The following is a 21,955-nucleotide window of genomic DNA, read 5'->3' on the forward strand; positions in this document are numbered from 1 at the left end:
TATCTCCTCGTACTCAGGCCTGATCCAGACCTTCATCAGTTATTTTTCCATCGCCGTCTGCGGCTGCTGTTGCCAGCATGTCACATCTCTCATTTCCAGGGTTGCCGGCATGACCTTTGACCCACAGGAATTCCACGTTGTGTGGTGCTTTTGCTGCAAGCAGACGTTCCCACAGATCCCGGTTTTTGACCGATTCATTCTTGCCGCGCTTCCAGCCTTTTTTGATCCAGCCCTCTATCCAGTGCTGGTTAAATGCGTTGCACAGATACTGTGAATCTGAATACAATTTCACATTACATGGCTTTATAAGAGCCTCAAGCCCGACTATCGCCGCCATAAGCTCCATTCTATTGTTTGTTGTCTTTATATATCCCTGGCTGTATTCTCTCTCATGAAGCTGTCCCTTTGCATCGATAAACTGAAGAACAGCACCATATCCACCAGGTCCATTTGGATTGCCTCTGGCAGATCCATCAGTGTACAATATTACATCCATATATGATCTCCATAATTATATTTTCTGTATAAATGAGTCTATGATACGAACAAGTCTTCCTGACGCTTCATCGCCCGCCGCAATGATCTCCTCGTGCGAAAGCTCTCCGCCGAGGCCTGCAGCTTTGTTGCATATTGAGGAAAGACCTGCGACACGCATTCCCATATGTCTTGCAGCTATAGCTTCACATACAGTGCTCATTCCAACTGCATCTGCTCCCATTCGCGCAAACATTCTTATCTCTGCAGGAGTCTCATACTGAGGACCGGTGACCTGAATATATACACCCGACCTGAAATCAATATCATTTTCAGCAAATGCTTCTCTGATATAGCTATTCAGCTCCACATCGTAGACATGTGTCATATCGGGAAATCTCACACCCAATTTATTATAGTAACTGCAAATGAGTGGCGATGGTACAAATGTTGAAATGTGATCACTTATCATCATGATATCGCCCGACTCAAGCTTCTCAGATATTCCGCCTGCAGCATTTGTGAGCAGAAGCTTATCTACACCAAGCAGCCCTATTACACGGACAGGCATGACAACCTGGCTCATATCGTATCCTTCATAATAATGGACCCGTCCCTGCATGATAAGGACCTTTTTCCCGTGGATACATCCGTATACGAAGCGGCCTCTGTGTCCTGCTACTGTAGATACAGGAAAATGTGGAATATCTCCGTAATCCACATACACAGGGTTCTCAATAACGTCCGCCATATGTCCCAGACCACTGCCCAGGATAAAGGCTATATCAGGAACATCTCCTATCGCATGTCTCAAATACGAGGCAGCCTCCGTCAACTGATCGTATGTTACCAAATCATCACCCCCATAATACAAAACAAGGTCAGGATATTATTCCTGACCAGGATCTATATAAGTTATAACGGAGACGGAGGGATTTGAACCCTCGCGCCGGTTGCCCGACCTACCGCATTTCGAGTGCGGACCCTTCAACCTCTTGGGTACGTCTCCAATTACACTTTAATAATAGCAGATGACGGGCATTCCGTCATATACTATATTAAACAACTGTTCTGCCGCGGATACAGGAAGATTTACACATCCATGGGATCCGCTGTTCTTGTATATATCACCGCCGAATGAACTTCTCCACGATGCATCATGGAATCCGATTCCCAGCTCGCCTATGAATGGCATCCAGTATGTTACAGGAGTCTCATAGTCATCGCCGATAAGCACAGCAGGTGTCTTCTTATACAGGATCGTATATACACCTTCAGGTGTTCTGTATTTGCCATTGTTTGCAAGGCTTCCGGTTACGCAGTCGGAATCCCACACAAGATTGCCGTCTACATATGCATATACATGCTGCTGGCCAAAATCACATTCGATATATGAATCACCGATATCATCGCCGCCATCGTGATAAACTGCAGCGTAGCAGTCAAACGGCGGTGTATGTGTTGTGGACTCTCCGGCTTCAAGAAGCTTCATGAGCTCTTCTGTCTCACCGTCCACATCGATCATCCAGCCATACCAGGTATTCGCCAGAGTGATGACATCACCATTATGAGTTCTGAAATTCCTCGGCACACCGTATGTATCGTATCTGCTTGCGATATTCTCGACATACTCACGCACCTTGTCTTCTGAGAATTTCCATTTTCCTTTTACGTTGCTGATCCAGTCGCCATATTCCTTGCTGGTAAGCTTCCATGACACCTGATCTATCTCATATGTAATGGTCATCTCAAGGATCTTTGCAAGTTCCTTCTGCTCATTTACTATCTCTTCACTGTCGGCTGTGAGCTCAGGACTCTCGTATGCGTCACTTTCCGATACATCAAGCACGGATTCACCTTTAACAATCGCCTCATCTATTATACAGCATAATCTGTCAAAATCAAGATAATTTCCTTCAGATTCAGGAATAATTGTTGATTCTCCATCCTTGATCGTAACATAGGCATCTTCCGGTTTCTCCATCTTGGACTCGTCAAGACTGTCATAGCTCTTCAAAAGATTCTCGAGAGCATCCTTGTCATACGACGCTGAATAGTAAAGGTCATAATCTTTTCTCTTTAGCATGTAATAAGGCCAGAGGAAACCATTTTGTTCGCTTATGATCTTCTTGGCTGTTATATTCGGCTTTATATCAAGCGATATATCTTCTGGTTTTATGACATGTTCCTCACCGCCCCTGAGCTTGAGTGTGAGGGAATAATCCTGTATGTAACTCTCTATGTATGCATCGACATCATCAAGTGAGTAAAACGAATAGTCTATATCATTGATGTATGTCTTGTAGTTGTAATGGAACATGAACCATATCGATATAACTATATATGTACATACGACCACCGCTCCAAATATAGCCGCTGTGATCTTCAAAGCCCTGTGAGTCTTTTTTGCAGGCTTGTCATCCGGTTCGTCCGCTTCATCAGAAGCTTCATTATCTGGGAATATCGGTATCCCTGCTCCATCGGGAATGGCTGCATCCGATGCCGCAGTCTCCGGTTCGGTCTCTGTCCCCCCGAATATTGTCTCTTCAGCAACTATCTCTTCAGCGGCATCAGTGTTCACATTATCTTTATCTATATTGTTATCATCTGTGTTATTGTTCATAAAATCACGCTCTTCCCCTTCGCACATAATTCCATGCGAACTTACATCCAACATACATAATATTATATGCTATATTACTATAATTCAACTCTTAATTATGTTTAAATATAAGAGGCTAACGCACTGTTATCTGGACAAATTGATGGTCACCAGATCCGGTTCGTTATTAACTCTGATTCGGATAGTGTGAAGTCCGAGTCCTGCACAGACTATCATATTATGTCCATCGCAGGAATATAACCCCTTATAGTACTTTGGAAACAGTCTGATCATAGGCGATATCACGCCCCCGAGAAATGGCAGGATCACAAGTCCACCATGTACATGGCCGGATACAGTAAGATCAGCGCCCCATCGGGAATATTCTTCAAAATAATCAGGATCATGTCCTATAAGTATATTGTAATCGGATCTGCTTATCGGTGGAAGTTCATTCAGCAAATACTCTTCATCCATATCGAGCTTTTTGAATCTTCTGTAATATTCCGTCTTCATGTCAAGTCCGTATATCGTGACATTGTATTCATCAAGATGAACACTTTCATTTATAAGCCAGGTGATGTTATCTTTTGTTCCTTCATATAACCTGTTCCACATATCACCATATTTTTCATATATGGATGCGCGCATCTCATGATTTCCTTTTCCCATATACACAGGAAAACGCTTGCCAAGTTCATTCAGGAAATGTATACCTATATCTACTGTAAGTCCCGGCTTTCCGACTATTATATCCCCCGCCACCAATATGAAATCCGGATTGATCTTTTCTATACAGCTTATAAGCTTCTCATTGTCCTTTCCAAATTCCGCATTGTGGAGATCTGATATCATGACTATCCGGGCTTTTTTTCTTATTCTCCTGTCATGCAGTTGATAATTTGAAAACGAGATTCTTCTGTTTTCGCGGTAACTCTCTATCAAAAGATTAACAAGCGTTATAATGCATAGTACGATAACTACAACTAAAAAAATCTTCATGTATTTAACCTCAATATGTAAATTGTAACTTGAGCACTTTAACGAAAGCGTACTTCATACTCATGGAATCAACCTTCTCCGCCGCATATATCGGCACTGAACCGATGCACCTCTCGCCAATATAATAGCTCATCTTTCCAAGCTCTTCACCACTGTCAACCGGGGCAGTCAGTGGATCTCTCATCTCCAGTTTCTTCTTCACATCCTCCGCGTGTTCTCCCGCAAGCAAGATCCCGGTGAATTGTGAGTCGGTCTTAATTGTAACACAACTTTCGGTGCCATTGTCTATGGAAATCTCTTTTTCCTGAAGAATATTCAGATCTGTATATTTCTGGCACATCGAATATCCATAATCAAGCAGCCTGCAGGCGTCTTTGTTTCTGATATCCTTTGTATCAGCTCCCATGATGACAGCAATAAGCTGTATGCCGTCCCTCTCAGCAGTCGCCGACATGCAATATTTTGCGGTATTTGTGAAACCTGTCTTAAGGCCGGTTGCTCCTGTATACATATTCAAAAATTTATTTGTGTTGACGAGATCAAACTGACTCTCGCCCCTTCGTGTTTTATGTATGATCGAATCCATCCATATGCCTGAATAATCAAAGATGGCAGGATATTTTGTTATGAGTTCTCTGGACATTATAGAGATATCCCGTGCTGACATTTTATGTCCATCCGCATCCAGGCCACACGCATTTTTGAAACTTGCATTTGTCATCCCCAGCTCAGCAGCCCTCTCATTCATCTTTTTCACAAACGCTTCTTCGCTTCCGGCAACCTTTTCCGCCATGGCAACAGCCGCATCGTTTCCGGATGCAATTATAATACACTTTATCATATCTTCAACAGTCTGTTCTTCTCCTGCCTCAAAGAAGCATTGCGATCCGCCCATGGACGCAGCATGTTCACTCACAGTTACAATATCATCAAGAGTCATTTGTCCGGCCCCTATCGCCTCAAAAGCCAGAAGAAGCGTCATAACCTTTGTAACCGAAGCCGGAGCCATGGCTTCATCACAGTTTTTTTCAAATAACACCTGACCTGTGGATGCCTCAACGAGTATACAGCTTGGAGATTCCACATCCAGAACTTCTGTCTGGTCTGCCGCCTGAGTCTCTGTCTGTTCCTCTGCATATACCATAAGATTCGTACTCATTGTGTTTGCAAATATGATAAAGATGAGTACCGTTATAACAGATAATCTTCTGATATTTTTCTTCCTGCCCATCTTTTTTCTATCCGGAAAATGCAGCATACAACTCCTCTTTCAGTTTCTGTTTATATATTATATTATGCATTTATCCGGCAATATGACTTTTTATCCCACCAATATAGTATTATTTTCTTTATTTTGTAAAGTTTTTCTGATATAATCAATGGCTAGAAAAAAGGAGGACATGTTTCATGAGTATGAAATTAGTTAAACGAGTACCAACTGGCGATGAGATCAAGGAACTATACCCTCTTTCAAGCGAGTTGAAAGCCATCAAAGCCAGAAGAGATGAAGAGATCAGAAAAATTTTCGTAGGCGATGATGACCGATTTATATTTATCATCGGACCTTGTTCAGCAGATAATGAGGATGCTGTTTGCGATTATCAGAATCGTCTTGCAAAGGTTGCAGATGAAGTTAAGGATAAGATACTGGTCATTCCACGTATATATACTAACAAGCCAAGAACTACTGGTGATGGTTACAAAGGAATGCTCCATCAGCCTGATCCTACAAAGGCATCAGACATGCTCGAGGGCCTTTACGCCATCAGAAAAATGCATATAAGAGCTATCAGGGAGACAGGACTCACCGCTGCTGATGAGATGCTTTATTCAGAAAACTGGCAGTATGTAGATGATATCCTCTCTTACGTTGCCATAGGCGCACGTTCTGTTGAGGATCAGCAGCACAGACTTACCGCAAGTGGAATGGATGTTCCTGTAGGTATGAAGAATCCTACAAGTGGTGACTACAACGTTATGATGAATTCCTGTATAGCAGGACAGCATCACCACACATTCCTCTATTCCGGATGGGAGGCACACACAGACGGAAATCCTTTGACACATTGTATATTGAGAGGTGCACTGAATAAGCATGGACAGTCTATATCCAATTATCACTATGAGGATCTTAGGCTCCTTGCTGACACATACAAGAAGTTCAACCTCGTAAATCATGCATGTATAGTTGATGCCAACCACAATAATTCTGGCAAGAAATTTATTGAACAGCCAAGAATTGTCAAGGAGATAATCCACAGCAGGAATTACGATTCTGAGATCAAGAATCTTGTAAAGGGTGTTATGGTTGAGAGTTATATTGAGGATGGCAACCAGCCAGTAGATGGTGGATGCTATGGTAAGTCTATCACAGATCCTTGTCTTGGATGGGATAAGACAGAGAGACTTCTCAAAGAAGTTGCTGATCTTCTGTAAAAAATACATTTTAAGCCTGCGCGCTTATACAATTACACATGCTGTGCTTATACAACAAAAGAAAACCGGCGGATCTATCATGATACCACCGGTTTTCTTTATTTATCTGTCAGGCCGAAGCCTCGCAGAGTTTGACGAGTATGCATCTTCCCAAAGACACATCTCCCATCATCTTATATTTACTTGTAGTATACGCATACATCGGATCGACAACTCTTCTCAAAAGTCTTGAAAGAACTGGAACTGTAAATACATATTTAACCTTATACTCCCTGTCCGAATTCTCTGTTAATCTGGCAACATGATCCCTTATATCTATGTAGAACACCCCACTATCATTGCCGATAACATTGAACTGAAGACAACAATCATCAATATCCGCCAATTCCAAAGAACTGAGAACGCCGTCGATACACTCCACGCATTCTTTATACGTCATATAAACACCCAATCTTTATAAGAACTCGAAGTCTGCATCCTCATCGCCATCTCCGATAAGTACCTGATTACGCTTTACTCCTTCTTCTACTTCACCAACAATAAGTTCTTCCTCTTCTTCCTCCTGAGCAGCCTGAGCACTCTTACCTGTGAATGCTGCCGGCTTTGGCTCTGCCTCTGGAGCAGCCTTTGGTGTCATCTTGAGCTTCTGAGGTGCATCTCCGCCCTGCGACTTCATCTTAAGCTTTGTTATAGGATCCGCCTCAACTGCAGCTTCAACCTTATTTGCAGCCTCAGCAACCTTTGCACTTGATCCGCTCTTGAGTGTCTCCATCTCTTCCTTGAGCTTGGCAAGCTCAGCCTTTGCATTTGCGATAACCTCGTTAGCCTTCTTCTTAGCATCGTTTATTATCTTGTTAGCCTCAGCATTTGCTGCGTTGGCTTCCTTCTTGGAACCAGGAGCAGCCTGCTCGAGCTGCTTCTCAAGCTCATAAATCTTTACGCTGTTCTCCATAAGGTTCTTCTTTGACACTTCGTTCTCTGACTCAAGAGCTGCATACTTTGTCTCAAGTTCTGCATAATCTTCTGCAACTGAGCGCAGGAAGCTGTTAACCTCATCCTTATTATATCCAAAAAGTCCTTTTTTAAAGGTTTTAGATTCAATCTGATCCTTTGTCATTGTATAGTTCTCCTTTTCAGTATTAGTTCTCTCTATAATATTATCCTTTGCATATAGAAACTCCACTTGTAATTATATTAACAAATATTCATTTTTTCAACAATATTGTTGGATTTTATAAAATTTTCCCAATATATTACAATTTTTTCGGCAAATCATGGATATATTACAATTCATTACTGTCAAGTAATATGGTAAATGGCCCATCATTGGACAGATCCACTTTCATATCTGCACCAAATTCTCCATGTTCCACCACAGGAACAAACTCACGGCATCTTTCAATTATATACTCATACATCTCATTGGCCATATCAGGCGCTCCTGCACCAGTAAATGATGGTCTGTTGCCCTTCCGGCAGTCTGCGCACAAGGTAAACTGTGAAACGATCAGGAGTTGGCCGTTTACACTGTTTATGTCAAGATTTGTCTTGCCATTTTCGTCGGCAAATATCCTCATCTTCACAAGTTTGTTTATCATCTTGTCAGCGATCTCTCTGGTATCCGAATCGTATACTCCGACAAACACCAGAAAACCTTTCTGGATGCTGCCTATCATATTTCCATCTACCTCGACTGATGCGTGATTGACACGCTGTATAACAAATTTCATTTTACGGATCCTTTCATAATCTTTTTACAGACTATTTTACCAGCAATATCATTTTGACAGCTATTTGCCGGTTGTACTATCTGTCCGACATGCTTATCGCTTCAACTGCAACGCTGCCACCTCTTACAACCTCTATCCTGTTAGGGAAGCTCTCCTTGAACAGCTTTATGGCATTGTCGTTCTTTGCATCCGTCTGGACACACTCAACAAGCACAGATTTCTTATTATAATCTGTTATCTTATAGCCAAATGCATTTGCAATTCGGAACACCTCGTCCTTATCTTCATTTGAGCAGCTATTGACCTTGACATATAAGATCTCGTTGTTGTGGATTGCAATATCTGTGTAGTCGACGACCTTGATAACCTCCACACTTCTGTTGAGCTGTTTTTTCACCTGCTCAAATGTCCTGTCATCACTGGTGAAACCGATGGTCATTCTGGATATTGTCTCATCCTCGGTTACTCCAACGGTTATAGTATCTATATTGTATGATTTGCTTGAAAACAAACCTGAAATTCTTGCAAGTACACCTACCTCATTCTCTACGAACAGGCATATCCATCTCTTCTTTACGCTCATTCTATATACCCCTTTCATCTGGATAATATACAAATCTATATATGTACATTCTATTACCAATATAAAATCAATTTATCAATATCAGCAGTCAAGTATCATGTCATTCAGTGACTTTCCACCCGGAACCATAGGAAATACGTTGGCCGTAGGATCGATGAAGAATTCTATAACTGTAGGTCCGTTTGTATTTGCCCTGGCAGCCTCAAATGCCGGCCTGATTTCCTCAGGCTTTGTAACTCTGATGCCCTTTGCATCATAGCTCTCTGCCAGTTTTACAAAGTCAGGAGAATACTTTGGACAGCATTTATCCGGATTCTGACAGTCTCTGTTGCATCTTCTTCTGTATCTGAGACATGTACTGCTGTATCTCTTATTGAAGAACAGCTCCTGCCACTGGCGTACATTGCCGAGATAGCCGTTGTTCAGTATACAGAGGGTAACAGGAAGCTCAAGCGCAACAGCTGTAGCCATCTCCTGAATGTTCATCTGGACTCCGCCGTCTCCGGATATACAGATAACATCTTTATCCATGTTGCCAAGCTTTGCGCCTATGGCAGCAGGAAATCCATAACCCATGGTTCCAAGACCTCCAGAAGTTAAGAGCTGTTTGTTCTCGTCTATATCAATGTACTGCGTTGTCCAGAGCTGATTCTGTCCAACATCAGTTGTAACGATGAGATTGCTGTACATATCGTTTATGGTTCTGATGATAGCCTCAGGAGTCACACCATCATATCTGTTCATGTTGATAGGATACTCAGCCTTGACATTCATAATGTCATCCACCCAGCCTTTGATATCAAGAGGTTCTGCATATTCAAGCATCTTGGATATGGCAACCTTGGCATCAGCAACAATAGGTATATCTACCTTTATATTTCTTGATATGGACGCTGCATCTATATCAACATGTATGATCTTGGCATTCTTGGCAAATGTATCTATAGTACCTGTTATTCGGTCGTTAAATCTACATCCGATGGAGAAAAGTACATCGCTCTCCATGATAGCCTTGTTGGATGCCATGTTACCATGCATACCGATGTTACCGACATAGAGTGGATGGTCAGTAGGAATAGCACCCTTACCCATAATTGTAGTAACTACAGGTATACCGGTCTTCTCTGCAAGCTCCTGCATTTCTTTTCTCGCATGTGCGATATTGACTCCGCCGCCGCAGAGGAACACAGGCTTCTTTGCATTCTTAAGCTCCGCAAGGGCTCGCTTGATCTGTCCAACATGTACACCCTCTGAAGGCTTGTAACCTCTGATATTTACTTCTGTAGGATACTCGTCACTTCCCATGGCAAGCTGTATATCCTTAGGAATATCAACAACTACAGGACCTGGCTTTCCGGTTCTTGCTATGTAAAAAGCATTTTTAATGATCCTTGCAAGATCTTCTCTCTTTCTTACTGTGACTGCATACTTACATATGCTTCTTGTGATTCCAACTATATCAACCTCCTGAAAAGCGTCATTTCCAATAAGGTTCAACGGAACCTGTCCTGTAAAACATACCAGTGGCACACTGTCGTAGTTGGCTGTGGCAATTCCTGTTACAAGGTTTGTCGCACCTGGACCGCTTGTTACCAGACACACTCCAACTCTTCCTGTTGAACGTGCATATCCGTCCGCTGCATGAACAAGTGCCTGCTCGTGTCTTGGAAGTATCATATCAATACCTTCTGCATCATACAACGCATCAAACAGGTCTATCGCTGTTCCACCAGGGTATGCGAACAGAGTGTCTACTCCCTCTTCCTGCAACGCTTTTACAAACATCTTTGCTCCATTGATCTCCATATCTTATACCTCCTGTAAAGTTCATGATAATCTAAACTTACGCCTCGGGATGTATATATGCACCCCATGCATAGAAAAAGCCCTAAGCGCAACTGTTTTACGCTTAGGGCGAATATGTTCATATCCGTGGTACCACCTAAATTCAGACAAATGTCTGCACTTATCAGATACTATAATAAATTATCACTGTAATCATTATTAATATCTTATTCCTGTAACGGGGAAAACCGTTGAAACCTACTCGACAACAGCCGACAAATATGTATGCTGCAATCTTTCAATCCACTGCTCGAAGGCTACCTTCCACACATTCCTGATGAAGACTCTCACCACCGTCTTCTCTCTGTTGATCGGGGGGATGCATGTACTCCTCCTCGTCATAGCATTTGACTATTTCCCGGTCGTTTTACGACCCTTAGATGTGATTATTTTATCATTAACATGAAGATGTGTCAACGATTCTTTTACTTGCCCGCCAGCAGTTCAAACCAGAACACATCATAACCTGCCGCAGCGGCAACTCTCTGTGATGCTATATGTGACATTCCTGTGCCATAATATGGAATTTTGCCACACCTGAGTATATCCTTGGTCAGTTCAGATACCAGCGATGTACCCACATGTCTTCCCTCAGCTTCTTGAACAACATTTATACCAATCTGCCAGAAGTCGTCACTGTCAGCGCTTGCGCCAGCCATACCAATAATCTCACCATCTGATACAGCTGCCACAGCAAGTACATCAGGTGTGTTATCATCAAAGCAGAAAGCTTCACACCACCTGTCATCTCCTTTGAATTGCAGGATCTCATCCCCCGTATACCTGACAAGGTTAAAATCTTCTTTTATCATCGAATCAACAGTTTTATCTGTAGTATCTTTTCTCACTGCCTGTTCGCTCAGTTCCGTCGGAAGGTAAAATGGGTGAGCAGATTTCAATTTACATCCGTATCTGGAAAGAATACTGTCAAGCTCACGAAATTTCTCTATATCCATGAACCATTTGCCAGATGCATTCTCATAGCGTTTTCTGCATTCTTCTACAATCTCTCTACGACCGGTAAATAGCAGCTTGCCATTTACCACAGCTATTTTGAGTGGGCACTTTTCCTGTCCTTTGAACCGTCTTTGTCCTTCTATCTGTCTGTATTCAGAAAATATATTGTCACTGGAATATATATCGGCCGCATCACAGCAATAATCCCTGGCCAGCTGATCATACAGTGAATTATTCATCTTTTCAGACAGCCAATGTTTTCTCGTCATAATATTTGTATGTCCTATCCGGACTTCATTCAAAAGAGGCACATCCACTTCATCACAGGTATGATGAAACACAAATCCGAGCTTTTCCTGTACTATGCGGGACTTGGAATTGCCATCGTAGTAACCGCACCATATCGTTCTCATGCCCAGATCAAGGAATCCATGTTCTATAAGCCTCCCAGCCGCCTCCGGTGCGTATTCGTTGCCCCAGTGAGGCTTTCCTATCCAGTATCCAAGCTCACATTCGTCATCGCGGTCTGTCATATCTGTCCTTCCGTTTAACAGTAATTCAATGGCTCCGACAACCAGACCGCAGTCCTTCAGACACACTGCGTAACACTCCGGTCCATTAAATACATTCCGTATCACATCAAGGCTATATTCCCTGCTCTCATGCACAGGCCAGCCAGCTATAGGTCCCACATCAGGGTCACTTGCATATTCAAATAATATATCTACGTCACTCTCCTGCCAGTGACGTAATATTAATCTATTAGTTTCTAAAATCAAATCATATATCCCCTTTCATATAAGACTTTCTTTTTCTGATACGTCTATTCTAAATTATATATGCCACTGAATGTCGCACCCACTGTTTAGCTAATTCAGCCTTTTTACCTCAGTCTGTGCTTTCCCAGTTTTTCACTATCCTCAGATATTTGCCGAGATTGATAAAAGATCTAACGATCTCGTCCACTATGACTGCAAGAAAGACACCTGCTATTCCAAGCTTAAGGACAAACACGAACAAAAGTGCCACAGAAACCACCCACAACGTGCCAAACAACTGTGTTATGAGCATCCATATCGTGTTGCCACTGCCCCTGATCGCATTGCCAACAACTATGTTTGCTGATTTTGCGAAAAGATTGATGCTGATAAAGATCAGATATATCCCACACGATGCAATTATACTCTTGTCGTTGGTGAAAAGTGATATGATCTGCTGTGGAAACGCAAGACAGACACCGAGTGTGATGATTCCAACTACTATACACAAGCCATACGCACAGACACATACACCCTTGTATTTACCCAGATCATTGTTTCCTTTTGCCTCACCGGTTAGTGTCATTGTACCGTTTCCTATCGCTCCAATGATGACAACCGCCAGAACTTCAACACTGAATATGATGGAATAAATTCCGGCAGCCATCTCATTTATGGCGTTGAGAATCCTTATAAGCAGCAGATTGCCAAGATTCCATGCAAAATCCTCAAGAGCTGTGTTCACTCCCAGCTTTGCCGACAAAAGATACGGCTTTATATGTGCCTTTACTACCCATTTCATAGATGGTTTAGTGTTAAGTTTCTTGCTTGATACCACGAATATCACTGCAAATATAAGTCCAGAGTACTCCGCTATTGTCGTCGCTATGGCTGCACCCTTTATCCCCATGGCTGGAAACCCAAATCTTCCAAATATCATAACCCAGTCAAGGAGTATATTTACACCAGATCTTAATATTCCATATACAACAAGTGGTTTGGTATAGTTTGATGTCTGGAGTATGACGCTGAATGCACCGCCCAGTCCTGTTATCAAAAATACGGGCGCATAATACCTGGAATAATCAAGACACATCGGCATCAGGCCATCTGACACACCCATGAGTCTGAATACAAATTCAGCGCAGAATGTCCAGAAGAAAAATAACAGTATCGGTATGATATTATTGTATTTCACCATGGCACCGGAGTATTCCTCTATGTGTTCGGTATCTCCTGCACCAACACCCTGACTTATCAGTATAGACGCTCCTGTCACGATGGAGAAACAGAACGACATGGTGGTCCACATCGGTGAAGTCACATTGCCAAGTGCGCTCATGTACATGCTGTTTACGTGTCCTAAAAATATTCTGTCTATAAGCATCTGAAGCTGCGATATAAGATTGCTCAGCATGATTGGAACCGCGATGTTTAAAAGTCCCGGAAGGTATTTTTTGTTAGTCTTTATTAAAGTGTTTTTCATTGCAGTATTTCTCTTTCTATTATCAATATTTTGTAGGTTCAAATGTCATGATGCTTATTGCCGATTTTGTGTTCATACTCACCGAAAACAAATATGATACATTATATCAATACTTAACATATCTTGCATCAAACTTATAGTATTATATAAAAGTTCTATAAAATCAACTCCCCAATATAATATATAGATACCACAAAAAGAGGTAAATATATGTGTTCCATCGCAGGATTCTATAACTCCAACAGGATTTTCAATACCGAACATGAACGATACTCATACATATTGAACGACATGAATAAGGCACTTGCTCACAGAGGTCCGGATGCACAAAATACAGTGCTGTCATCGCACTGTGGAATGGCACACACAAGACTTTCCATACGTGACGTAGCAAGAGGCGAACAGCCTATGAAAAAGGTCATCGGCGAAAATACTATATACATAGTGTACAACGGCGAGATCTACAACACAAAGGAACTGAAATCGGAGCTGCTCGCCCTTGGATATACATTTGATACAACTTCGGACACAGAGGTTATTCTCAACTGTTTTCTTCACTTCGGTCCCGATTTTGTTCACAGGCTGAACGGAATATTTGCATTTGCGATATATGACGAACATATCCAGACCATATATCTGTACAGGGATCACTTCGGTGTGAAGCCGCTGTACTACTCAGTAACTGATGACGGAACACTTGTCTTCGCCTCAGAGATCAAAGGACTGCTCTACTATCCAGGTATAAGGCCTGTCATTGATGCACGGGGACTATGTGAGGTGTTCGGAATCGGGCCGTCCAAGACTCCAGGCTGTGGAGTATTTCAGAATATAGACGAAGTAAAGCCGGGACATTTCATGAAATTCTCACCCTACGGAATGACAGACTTCACATATTACCGCATAACCAGCAATCCTCACACTGACAGCTATGAAGACACTGTGGAAAAAGTCCGTTATCTTGTCAAGGACAGTATAGAGAGACAGATCGTATCGGATGTGCCTGTATGTACATTTCTCTCGGGGGGCATCGACTCATCAATCGTCAGCAGCGTATGCGCCGCAAAACTCAGGGAGCAAGGGAAAAAGCTGCACACTTTCTCATTTGATTTCAAAGATAATTCTAAATATTTCAAGTCAAATGCATTCCAGCCGGAGCAGGATCGACCATATGTAGATATGATGGTAGCCCACATAGGTTCAGACCACACATATCTCACCTGCAATTACAGTGATCTTGCAGACTATCTGTATACTTCCGTGGAATCAAGGGATATGCCGACCATGGCGGACGTGGATTCATCACTTCTGTACTTCTGTTCATTGGTGGCAAAGGAATACAAAGTTGTACTAACAGGGGAATGCGCGGATGAGATATTTGGAGGATACCCATGGTTCTACAGAGAAGAACTGCTTTCATCTGATACATTCCCATGGATGAAGGATCTGTCGCCAAGGCTCTCAGTACTGTCGCCGGACATCATAGATAGTCTTGATATACCGGGATATGTGTCATCACTATACAATTCTCTCCTGTCCGAGATCAATCTTCTTCCGGGGGAATCCGATACAGAAAAGCGGCGCAGGCAGATATCTTATCTGAATATCAGGATGTTCATGCAGACATTGCTTGACCGAATGGACAGAACAAGCATGGCAAGCGGACTTGAGGCGAGAGTTCCATTTGCAGATCCACGAATACTTGATTATGTGTTCAATGTTCCATGGGAGTACAAATATTCCGAAGGCTGTGAGAAAAAGCTTCTCAGAGAGGCCATGAAGGATTATGTTCCGCACGAAATCATGTACAGAAAGAAAAGCCCTTATCCAAAGTCATATGACCCTCATTATGAACAGGAGCTTGCAAAGAGGCTTCTCTGCGTGCTAAATGATCCGGAAAGTCCTCTTCTGCCTCTCATCGACAGAGAATATGTGAAAAGTTTCATAAATGCGCCAAAGGATTACGGCAGGCCGTGGTTCGGTCAGCTCATGGCAGGACCTCAGATGATGGCATATCTTCTTCAGATTGATCACTGGCTGAGAAAATATGCTATTGTCCTTGACATATAAAAAGACTTCCAGACTTCTGTATACATGCGGCGTATCGAAAATGGCGAATACGCTGCATGTACAAGAGTTCTGAAAGTCTTGTTTTTACAGGCAATTTATATATTTGTTATTTATAGATTGCTTTCGCAGAAGGACTGCCCTTCTTTATCAGTTTCTTGTATGCTGTGGCCTTATTCCTAGGTACTGCAAATGTAATTTTGCTGTATGTTCCACTGAAGGCTTTTGCGCCAACGCTCTTGAGCTTAGCTGACTTTATCGTCATCTTCTTAAGGTTTTTGCATGATAAAAATGCGTTTGCCCCTATGCTTGTCACATTGTTGCCGATAGTGACATTCTTAAGAGCAGTGTATCTGCTGAATGCATTTGCGCTTACAGATGTTATCTTAAACCTTACATCACCTATAACTACAGTGTCTGCGATGGTCAGTGATGCAAATCTTTTATCTGACCTTGAGTACGTTGTTCCGGCAATTGCAACTGTTCCTGTGCCGTCTGCCTTTGCTCCGGTTATTGTGTACCTGAACTTTCCAACTGTATATGTCTTTCCCTTAGCAGCCTTTACTATGGCAAATGTCTTTGTTATTTTACCAGAATATGCATTCTTACCACATATTGTCACACTTGCCTTGCCCACCGCTTTGTTCTTGCTGTAGGTGACAGTGTAATCCTTGTTCAGTCTGAGCGTCTTTGTGCCAGCCTTGACAACAAGCGATCTCTGGGTGTGCGCTCTTCCATTGTAGATCTTGTTCTCTATTCCGGAAACCGTGATCTTGCTTGTCTTTTTGCTTATATCAGTTGTTGCAAGTTTGGCAATACTTGCTGTTTTCGCAGCCTTGCACACGGTACATGTGTATGTCCTCACACCGGCTGCTGTGTATGTAGGTTTCTTTGTTACCCTGCCGGAATTCCACTTATGTCCAAGTTCCTTTACACACACACCTGTGCTCATGACATCGCCGCAGACTGAGCACTCTGTATGTCCTGTTCCTGCCTTTGTGCAGGTTGGAGCCTTCTCTCCTTTTAGTGTATACTTTACAGTCTTACCATCTGAACATGGTGCTCTGTATATGGTTACCTTTAGCTCTGTGCTGTCATAGTTTTCCTTGTCATCGCCAGCGTATACAGCTGTTGCCACCACTGATCCGCCTGCCTTTATCGCAGTGGCTGTGTCAGCAGCAAGCCATACCCAGTCTCCCGGAAGTGCGATACTTCCAACGGTCTTATGTGTATTATCTACACTTAACAGCAGATTCGGCATTGCAGCCTTGCTCACATTTACCGTGATCTCAATTTCTGCTGTGTTGTAATTCACACTGTCAGCCGGCGTAAATACAACGGTGTACAGCGTCTTGTCACTGTCAGATACAAACGGCTTTAGAGAATCATCCTTCCATGCAAATGTTCCAAATATCTCAACCTTGTTAATACCGTCAAAATATGCTGTTCCTCCGTATAAAACAGACTTTGCAAGGCTGTCGCCATATGTTATTGCACTTGCTGTCGGCAGATCAGCTATGTTTACATTGGCCTTTAAGACATTTACCTGAATAGTTCCCCTGATCGAATTGTAGTGTTTCTGGTCATCCGGGGTAAATACTACATCATAGTCTGTTACATCAACCACAGGAACTGTGGAATCGTCAGCCCAGCTCCATGTTCCGGTTATGTTTTCTCCTGAAACTCCGATTACGGCTCCGCCCGAAATGCTTGCTTCATTTAAGGTTTTGTGTGGATCGTAACTTATCGGATCTGCCACCGGAAGTTCACTTATAACCGGATCAGCTTTAACTATATCGAATTCAGCCTTGCAGTTTATATCGTAATTTCCGCCCGTGGCATCCGTGATGGTTATCGTTGCTGTTCCAACTTCTGTGTTATCACTGTAAGATACTTCATATTCGCTTGAAGGAATGACTGTCTCACCGTCCATAAGAGCAAACTCAGGCTCTACCTTCTGTCCTGTGTATGTGTACTCAGGCTTAAGTCCGTCAAATGTTGGACTGCTGATCTTCTTTGGCTCAATGGTAAATGTCACGTTCTTTGTTCCTGAGTAAGCACCGATTCCTGTTACAATCGCAGTCGCTGTGCCAGCGTTGATATTGTCGGAATACGTTACATTATAATCTGAGCCTTCTTTTAGCTGTACAGAAAACATATTGTCCCAATTATAATATACCTTTACAGATGGTTTTAACTCACTTCCGGAGTAGATGATGTTTTTATTTTCATCTAACTCTGCATATACTTTATCGTTCAGCAATGCTCCAATTCTAAGCTTATTATCTTCTATACTTGTTGACAGATCAATTATAGAATCATCTGATGATGCGTTGAACCAATCTGACTTTAACGCAATGCCATCACCTGCTACAGCATATGCAGCACCTTGTTGTACACCTATTCCATCCAGAACAATCGGAATAACATTATGAGGCTCTGCATTTATAATTATTTTTTCTCCGTATATTCCATACAAATATATTCCGTCATTGATTTTTATATCACTGTTGTTAAAGTATAATTTTATTGTTTCATCAGCTAGAATTATCTTGTTTATATCTCCACCATTTAGTATCAATTGACCCATAGTATGTATCGTTCCCGAAATTTTTACATTACCAATTGTTACTGTTGAATCTTTTTTTATATCTAAATGACCTTTTACGTCTCCTCCCGTCTTAGAATCAATTATCGTTATTTTTCCGTTTTTTACATCAATATCATCTGTCTTATGTCCATTTATGTCTATAGTAAAATCAGAATCGGGATTGTTTATATCAAGAGCTGTATTTGTATCTTCCATAACGGTGACAACACTGTCCGGCATGTTTTCGGCATAACTTATTGCTTCTGGCAGTGAAACACAGGATATAGTCTCATCACCTTTTGTGACTGTCGCTGCAAGTTTCTCACCGCAGTATCTGCATATGCCATCCTCGAAGTTATGTTTGCCAAATACATCCTTTTTCTCATTGCTGTATGACACCGAGGCAATTTCAGATGAATCGTTACAGCCCATATAAGTTATGCTCTTATATACCTTCGGACCATGTAATACAGGATAGGTGTCTGTTCCGATGGTCTGTCCCCAGATTTCTGCTGACTGACCGTTCTGCAGGAGATACGCAACTTCACCTGTTTTGAATTGCTCTGTCGTTTTACCTTCAACCTTTTCAGTGGTTCCGTCATTCGCGCCTATCGCATTTCCAGTATAAATAGTGCTGTCGTAATAACAGTTTGTAATGCTTGCATTGGATTCATTACGTCCGATCACACCTCCTACATTAACCCCTGTACCACTGACACTACCGGTATTATAACAGTTTGTGATAATTCCTTTATTCCATCCGTTCACGCCTCCTACATATCCACTACCACCAACACTACCGACATTATAGCAGTTTGTGATAGTTCCTCCGTCATTATATCCGCTCACGCCTCCTACATAACGTTCTGTACCACTGACGCTACCGGCATTATAACTATTTGTGATGGTTCCTCCGTCATTATATCCGTTCACACCTCCTAGATTTCCTAAACCACTGACGCTGCCGGTATTATAACAGTTTGAGATAGTTCCGGTATAATTATTTCCACACACGCCTCCTACCTTGCTGGTACCATAGAAATAAGAATCCAAAATACCTGCATTGGCAATCTTACCATTGTTACGACCGAACAATCCTACATCATAACTATTCTCTTGATTGAAATACAATCCACTGATTGTGTGGTTTTGTCCATCAAATATACCAGTGTATGGACTTGCGCTAGTTGCAATCGGTGTCCATTCCTTAAATGTTCCCTCATTCAAGGTTCCATCCGACTTCAGAACATTTGCATTCACAACAATATCCGCTGTCAGGACTGCATTGGCTGATTTATTCTGCGCTACGCCTGAAAGTGTGCCATTTACAAGTCCGGCAAACCAGTAGAGCTGACCTGCATTACTGATCTCGTAAACCGCATCCTTTGTCCCGTCCTCATTAATATCATACTTGTCCGTAGTGAGCACCGCCGGCTGATATGCGTCGCAATCTGTACAAAATCCCTGCGAATTATAATTGTGTGCTTCCGTCTCTTTAGTCACATATCCGATCGGACAGTCTTTGCATGCTACTCCTTTTGTATGTTCTTTGTCATCTTGCCAAATGTATGTAATATCACCGTTTGTATTATGTTTGTGTTCAGCTCCATCTACCAGAATTGTGGCTCCATCTTCAACAATAAGCTTGTCCAGATTGGTGATGCTTGCACTACTCTCAAATTCTATGCTTTCTCCACTTGCAATCGTTAAATCTTCTTTTAAAGCGGCTTTGCCATATACATATGTTTTCGTTACATCATCACCGGTCTCAATGTCGTTCCATTGCTTTGTGATGACAGAGTTGCTGAAGTCACAATCACTTAATACAGGTTCTTGACAGGCTAAAGCACGGCTAACCACGATCTGGCTTCCTGATACATTAATTTGTTGATTTGATCTAATTACCTCACCTTCGTATCGTTCTGTTGTTGCTTTCGCTTCAACATAACTGTCTACTATATTAATTTTATCACCACTAATTACGTTTGAATGATCCTCCTCATTTGCTACCACATGGCTATTTTCAATCGTTAAGCTGCCGCTACATTCAATTTGGGAAGTCTCCAGCGTTGCTCCTATAATTTTTATATTATTATTATTTGAGCCTAAGTCATCTGCACTGATTTTTCCACAACTTAGACTTTCATTCTGATTGTTACCATTTATTTCTAATGTAGGCACAATTCCGCTTTCTGTTAAAATACTTTGAATCACCATATCTGATCTCATAGTATTTGTTCCGGATAACATAATCGAAAGATCACCGTTCTGAATCGTAATGTTTCCAGAAATATACGCATTTTCCAGTACAAGCTGATTCCTCGTGATGTCATAGTACCAATTGGTTCCCTGATATATCGTGTCATCATTACCAGAAACTCCATCATCTTGCAATTCCCCATTATCAATAAGCCTTGTTGAGCCCATCAATAAATATTTGGGTATTTTTTCCGTTGTAGTCTCCTCTGCCTTAGCATTCATCACTCCCCAGCCGCTTACACCCATCACCGGCGCAGGCGACGTAACCACCGCTGCAGCAAGTGCAAATATAATTCCCTTCTTAAATACTAATCCCTTTCTCATTCCATACCTCCATTTCCATAACAGTCTCTCCTGTGAATTCTGTTACTTTATCCCTTTTGTTGCGTAATCAAGTATCATTTCCTTAATCATTATCAGCTCGTCCGTGTAGTCCTTGTTGTCGTCCGATCCCCATATGAAGCCCTCCGCATAATGAGCGCAGGCCGTCATCATGGAGTGGACGGTGACACGCATGAATTCTGCTTCCGGTATGTCTGTCCGGATAGTTTTGTCCACCCTCGCTTTCTCGTACATCATGTGAAGTCTTGTATCCACCGAATACAGTGAACTGTGAAAATCTACAAGCTGATCATTGTTCTTGCCTTCATGTGTCACATAGTAGTTGAAGTTGTCATTGTACCTGAGCAATGCCTTGTGATGCTGATACATATCTATGTAGCTGTCCATGGTAAATCTCAGTCTGTCTATGGCTGGTATGTCATGTACAGACGATATAGGTCTTCTCGCGTCCAGGCCATCCAGGTATCTCTTCCACTGATCAGCACATACCGCTATGACCAGCTCAAGCTTACTTGGATAGTACCTAAACAATGTAGCCCTTCCCACGTCGGCAGCCCTTGCGATATCTCCCATGCTCACCGCCTCTATCTTCTTGTCTACGAACAGCTCAAATGCAACATCAAGGATCTTTCTTTTGCGCTCGTCCATTTCCTCTTTCAGTTTTTCCGGATCTCTCATATATTACTTTTCACTCCAAAGTTATATTGTGATACTCCCTGTCTCACAATAAATATTTTACAGGACTATCTTATGTCAGTCAACAAAAATCCCAGAAGTCACATTTCGAATCACATTTCGATAGTAAGTAACTTCTGGGATTTCGTATT

Annotated in this window: 16 protein-coding genes, 1 tRNA gene and 1 other annotated feature; of the genes, 2 read left to right on the plus strand and 15 right to left on the minus strand. The window is 42.2% G+C overall.

The annotated features are described in order from the left end of the window. Positions 1-13 precede the first annotated feature (13 nt). The 6 genes from rnhA to ABUA31_RS01040 form a co-directional block, all read right to left on the minus strand. Positions 14-496 (minus strand): ribonuclease HI, encoded by a 483-nt coding sequence (gene rnhA / locus ABUA31_RS01015; RefSeq protein WP_349818365.1) that lies wholly within the window; start codon positions 494-496, stop codon positions 14-16. A 15-nt stretch (positions 497-511) separates the two neighbouring features. Beyond that, positions 512-1,327 carry a purine-nucleoside phosphorylase gene (locus ABUA31_RS01020; protein ID WP_172682090.1) on the minus strand — a complete coding sequence of 272 codons (816 nt, stop codon included), beginning with the start codon at positions 1,325-1,327 and terminating at the stop codon, positions 512-514. Positions 1,328-1,395: 68 nt separating this feature from the next. After that, a tRNA-Ser gene (locus tag ABUA31_RS01025) sits at positions 1,396-1,483 on the minus strand. 9 nt (positions 1,484-1,492) lie between these two features. Continuing rightward, positions 1,493-3,097 carry a L,D-transpeptidase family protein gene (locus tag ABUA31_RS01030; protein WP_161171927.1) on the minus strand — a complete coding sequence of 535 codons (1,605 nt, stop codon included), beginning with the start codon at positions 3,095-3,097 and terminating at the stop codon, positions 1,493-1,495. A gap of 126 nt (positions 3,098-3,223) precedes the next feature. Then, complete coding sequence (locus ABUA31_RS01035) at positions 3,224-4,078, minus strand: metallophosphoesterase (protein ID WP_349818366.1); 855 nt, start codon at positions 4,076-4,078, stop codon at positions 3,224-3,226. Positions 4,079-4,088: 10 nt separating this feature from the next. Further along, entirely contained in the window at positions 4,089-5,336 is a 1,248-nt protein-coding gene (locus ABUA31_RS01040; RefSeq protein ID WP_349818367.1) for a D-alanyl-D-alanine carboxypeptidase family protein, read from the minus strand. A 149-nt stretch (positions 5,337-5,485) separates the two neighbouring features. On the opposite strand from ABUA31_RS01040, the gene ABUA31_RS01045 reads away from it, so the two are divergent. Beyond that, positions 5,486-6,514, plus strand: coding sequence for a 3-deoxy-7-phosphoheptulonate synthase (locus tag ABUA31_RS01045; protein WP_022216437.1), 1,029 nt, complete (start codon positions 5,486-5,488; stop codon positions 6,512-6,514). 109 nt (positions 6,515-6,623) lie between these two features. Here ABUA31_RS01045 and ABUA31_RS01050 read toward each other — a convergent pair whose 3' ends face one another. The 7 genes from ABUA31_RS01050 to ABUA31_RS01080 form a co-directional block, all read right to left on the minus strand. Continuing rightward, positions 6,624-6,953, minus strand: coding sequence for an SCP-2 sterol transfer family (locus tag ABUA31_RS01050; protein ID WP_015534963.1), 330 nt, complete (start codon positions 6,951-6,953; stop codon positions 6,624-6,626). Between the two features lie 15 nt (positions 6,954-6,968). Next, positions 6,969-7,631, minus strand: coding sequence for a DivIVA domain-containing protein (locus ABUA31_RS01055; protein ID WP_055144408.1), 663 nt, complete (start codon positions 7,629-7,631; stop codon positions 6,969-6,971). 166 nt (positions 7,632-7,797) lie between these two features. Next, on the minus strand, positions 7,798-8,244 hold the full coding sequence (gene dtd / locus ABUA31_RS01060; protein WP_015534965.1) for a D-aminoacyl-tRNA deacylase: 447 nt from the start codon (positions 8,242-8,244) through the stop codon (positions 7,798-7,800). Between the two features lie 76 nt (positions 8,245-8,320). Further along, positions 8,321-8,827 carry an acetolactate synthase small subunit gene (gene ilvN / locus ABUA31_RS01065; RefSeq protein WP_022216434.1) on the minus strand — a complete coding sequence of 169 codons (507 nt, stop codon included), beginning with the start codon at positions 8,825-8,827 and terminating at the stop codon, positions 8,321-8,323. A gap of 81 nt (positions 8,828-8,908) precedes the next feature. Then, positions 8,909-10,633, minus strand: coding sequence for a biosynthetic-type acetolactate synthase large subunit (ilvB, locus tag ABUA31_RS01070; RefSeq protein WP_349818368.1), 1,725 nt, complete (start codon positions 10,631-10,633; stop codon positions 8,909-8,911). Positions 10,634-10,734: 101 nt separating this feature from the next. Next, positions 10,735-11,023 (minus strand) — a binding site (T-box leader). Between the two features lie 74 nt (positions 11,024-11,097). Beyond that, positions 11,098-12,408: a GNAT family N-acetyltransferase gene (locus tag ABUA31_RS01075; RefSeq protein WP_349818369.1), complete on the minus strand. Its 1,311-nt coding sequence runs from the start codon at positions 12,406-12,408 to the stop codon at positions 11,098-11,100. A 109-nt stretch (positions 12,409-12,517) separates the two neighbouring features. Beyond that, entirely contained in the window at positions 12,518-13,873 is a 1,356-nt protein-coding gene (locus ABUA31_RS01080) for an MATE family efflux transporter (RefSeq protein ID WP_055144404.1), read from the minus strand. A gap of 210 nt (positions 13,874-14,083) precedes the next feature. Here ABUA31_RS01080 and asnB point away from each other — a divergent pair, with 210 nt between their 5' ends. Further along, on the plus strand, positions 14,084-15,940 hold the full coding sequence (gene asnB / locus ABUA31_RS01085) for an asparagine synthase (glutamine-hydrolyzing) (RefSeq protein WP_015534968.1): 1,857 nt from the start codon (positions 14,084-14,086) through the stop codon (positions 15,938-15,940). Positions 15,941-16,046: 106 nt separating this feature from the next. Here the strand turns inward: asnB and ABUA31_RS01090 are convergent, their stop codons facing one another. Further along, positions 16,047-21,110: a GLUG motif-containing protein gene (locus ABUA31_RS01090; protein ID WP_349818370.1), complete on the minus strand. Its 5,064-nt coding sequence runs from the start codon at positions 21,108-21,110 to the stop codon at positions 16,047-16,049. Positions 21,111-21,152: 42 nt separating this feature from the next. After that, entirely contained in the window at positions 21,153-21,806 is a 654-nt protein-coding gene (locus ABUA31_RS01095; protein ID WP_022216428.1) for a TetR/AcrR family transcriptional regulator, read from the minus strand. Positions 21,807-21,955: the final 149 nt, after the last annotated feature.

Source organism: Coprococcus sp. RTP31081st1_H1_RTP31081_211007, from assembly GCF_040227275.1.
GTDB lineage: Bacteria > Bacillota > Clostridia > Lachnospirales > Lachnospiraceae > Coprococcus > Coprococcus aceti.

Bases quoted from the DNA above. Each gene is read 5' to 3' on its own strand.
- rnhA (WP_349818365.1), bottom strand. From the start codon at position 496: ATGGATGTAATATTGTACACTGATGGATCTGCCAGAGGCAATCCAAAT.
- ABUA31_RS01030 (WP_161171927.1), bottom strand. From the start codon at position 3,097: ATGAACAATAACACAGATGATAACAATATAGATAAAGATAATGTGAAC.
- ABUA31_RS01035 (WP_349818366.1), bottom strand. From the start codon at position 4,078: ATGAAGATTTTTTTAGTTGTAGTTATCGTACTATGCATTATAACGCTT.
- ABUA31_RS01040 (WP_349818367.1), bottom strand. From the start codon at position 5,336: ATGCTGCATTTTCCGGATAGAAAAAAGATGGGCAGGAAGAAAAATATC.
- ABUA31_RS01045 (WP_022216437.1), top strand. From the start codon at position 5,486: ATGAGTATGAAATTAGTTAAACGAGTACCAACTGGCGATGAGATCAAG.
- ABUA31_RS01050 (WP_015534963.1), bottom strand. From the start codon at position 6,953: ATGACGTATAAAGAATGCGTGGAGTGTATCGACGGCGTTCTCAGTTCT.
- ABUA31_RS01055 (WP_055144408.1), bottom strand. From the start codon at position 7,631: ATGACAAAGGATCAGATTGAATCTAAAACCTTTAAAAAAGGACTTTTT.
- dtd (WP_015534965.1), bottom strand. From the start codon at position 8,244: ATGAAATTTGTTATACAGCGTGTCAATCACGCATCAGTCGAGGTAGAT.
- ilvN (WP_022216434.1), bottom strand. From the start codon at position 8,827: ATGAGCGTAAAGAAGAGATGGATATGCCTGTTCGTAGAGAATGAGGTA.
- ilvB (WP_349818368.1), bottom strand. From the start codon at position 10,633: ATGGAGATCAATGGAGCAAAGATGTTTGTAAAAGCGTTGCAGGAAGAG.
- ABUA31_RS01080 (WP_055144404.1), bottom strand. From the start codon at position 13,873: ATGAAAAACACTTTAATAAAGACTAACAAAAAATACCTTCCGGGACTT.
- asnB (WP_015534968.1), top strand. From the start codon at position 14,084: ATGTGTTCCATCGCAGGATTCTATAACTCCAACAGGATTTTCAATACC.
- ABUA31_RS01090 (WP_349818370.1), bottom strand. From the start codon at position 21,110: ATGAGAAAGGGATTAGTATTTAAGAAGGGAATTATATTTGCACTTGCT.
- ABUA31_RS01095 (WP_022216428.1), bottom strand. From the start codon at position 21,806: ATGAGAGATCCGGAAAAACTGAAAGAGGAAATGGACGAGCGCAAAAGA.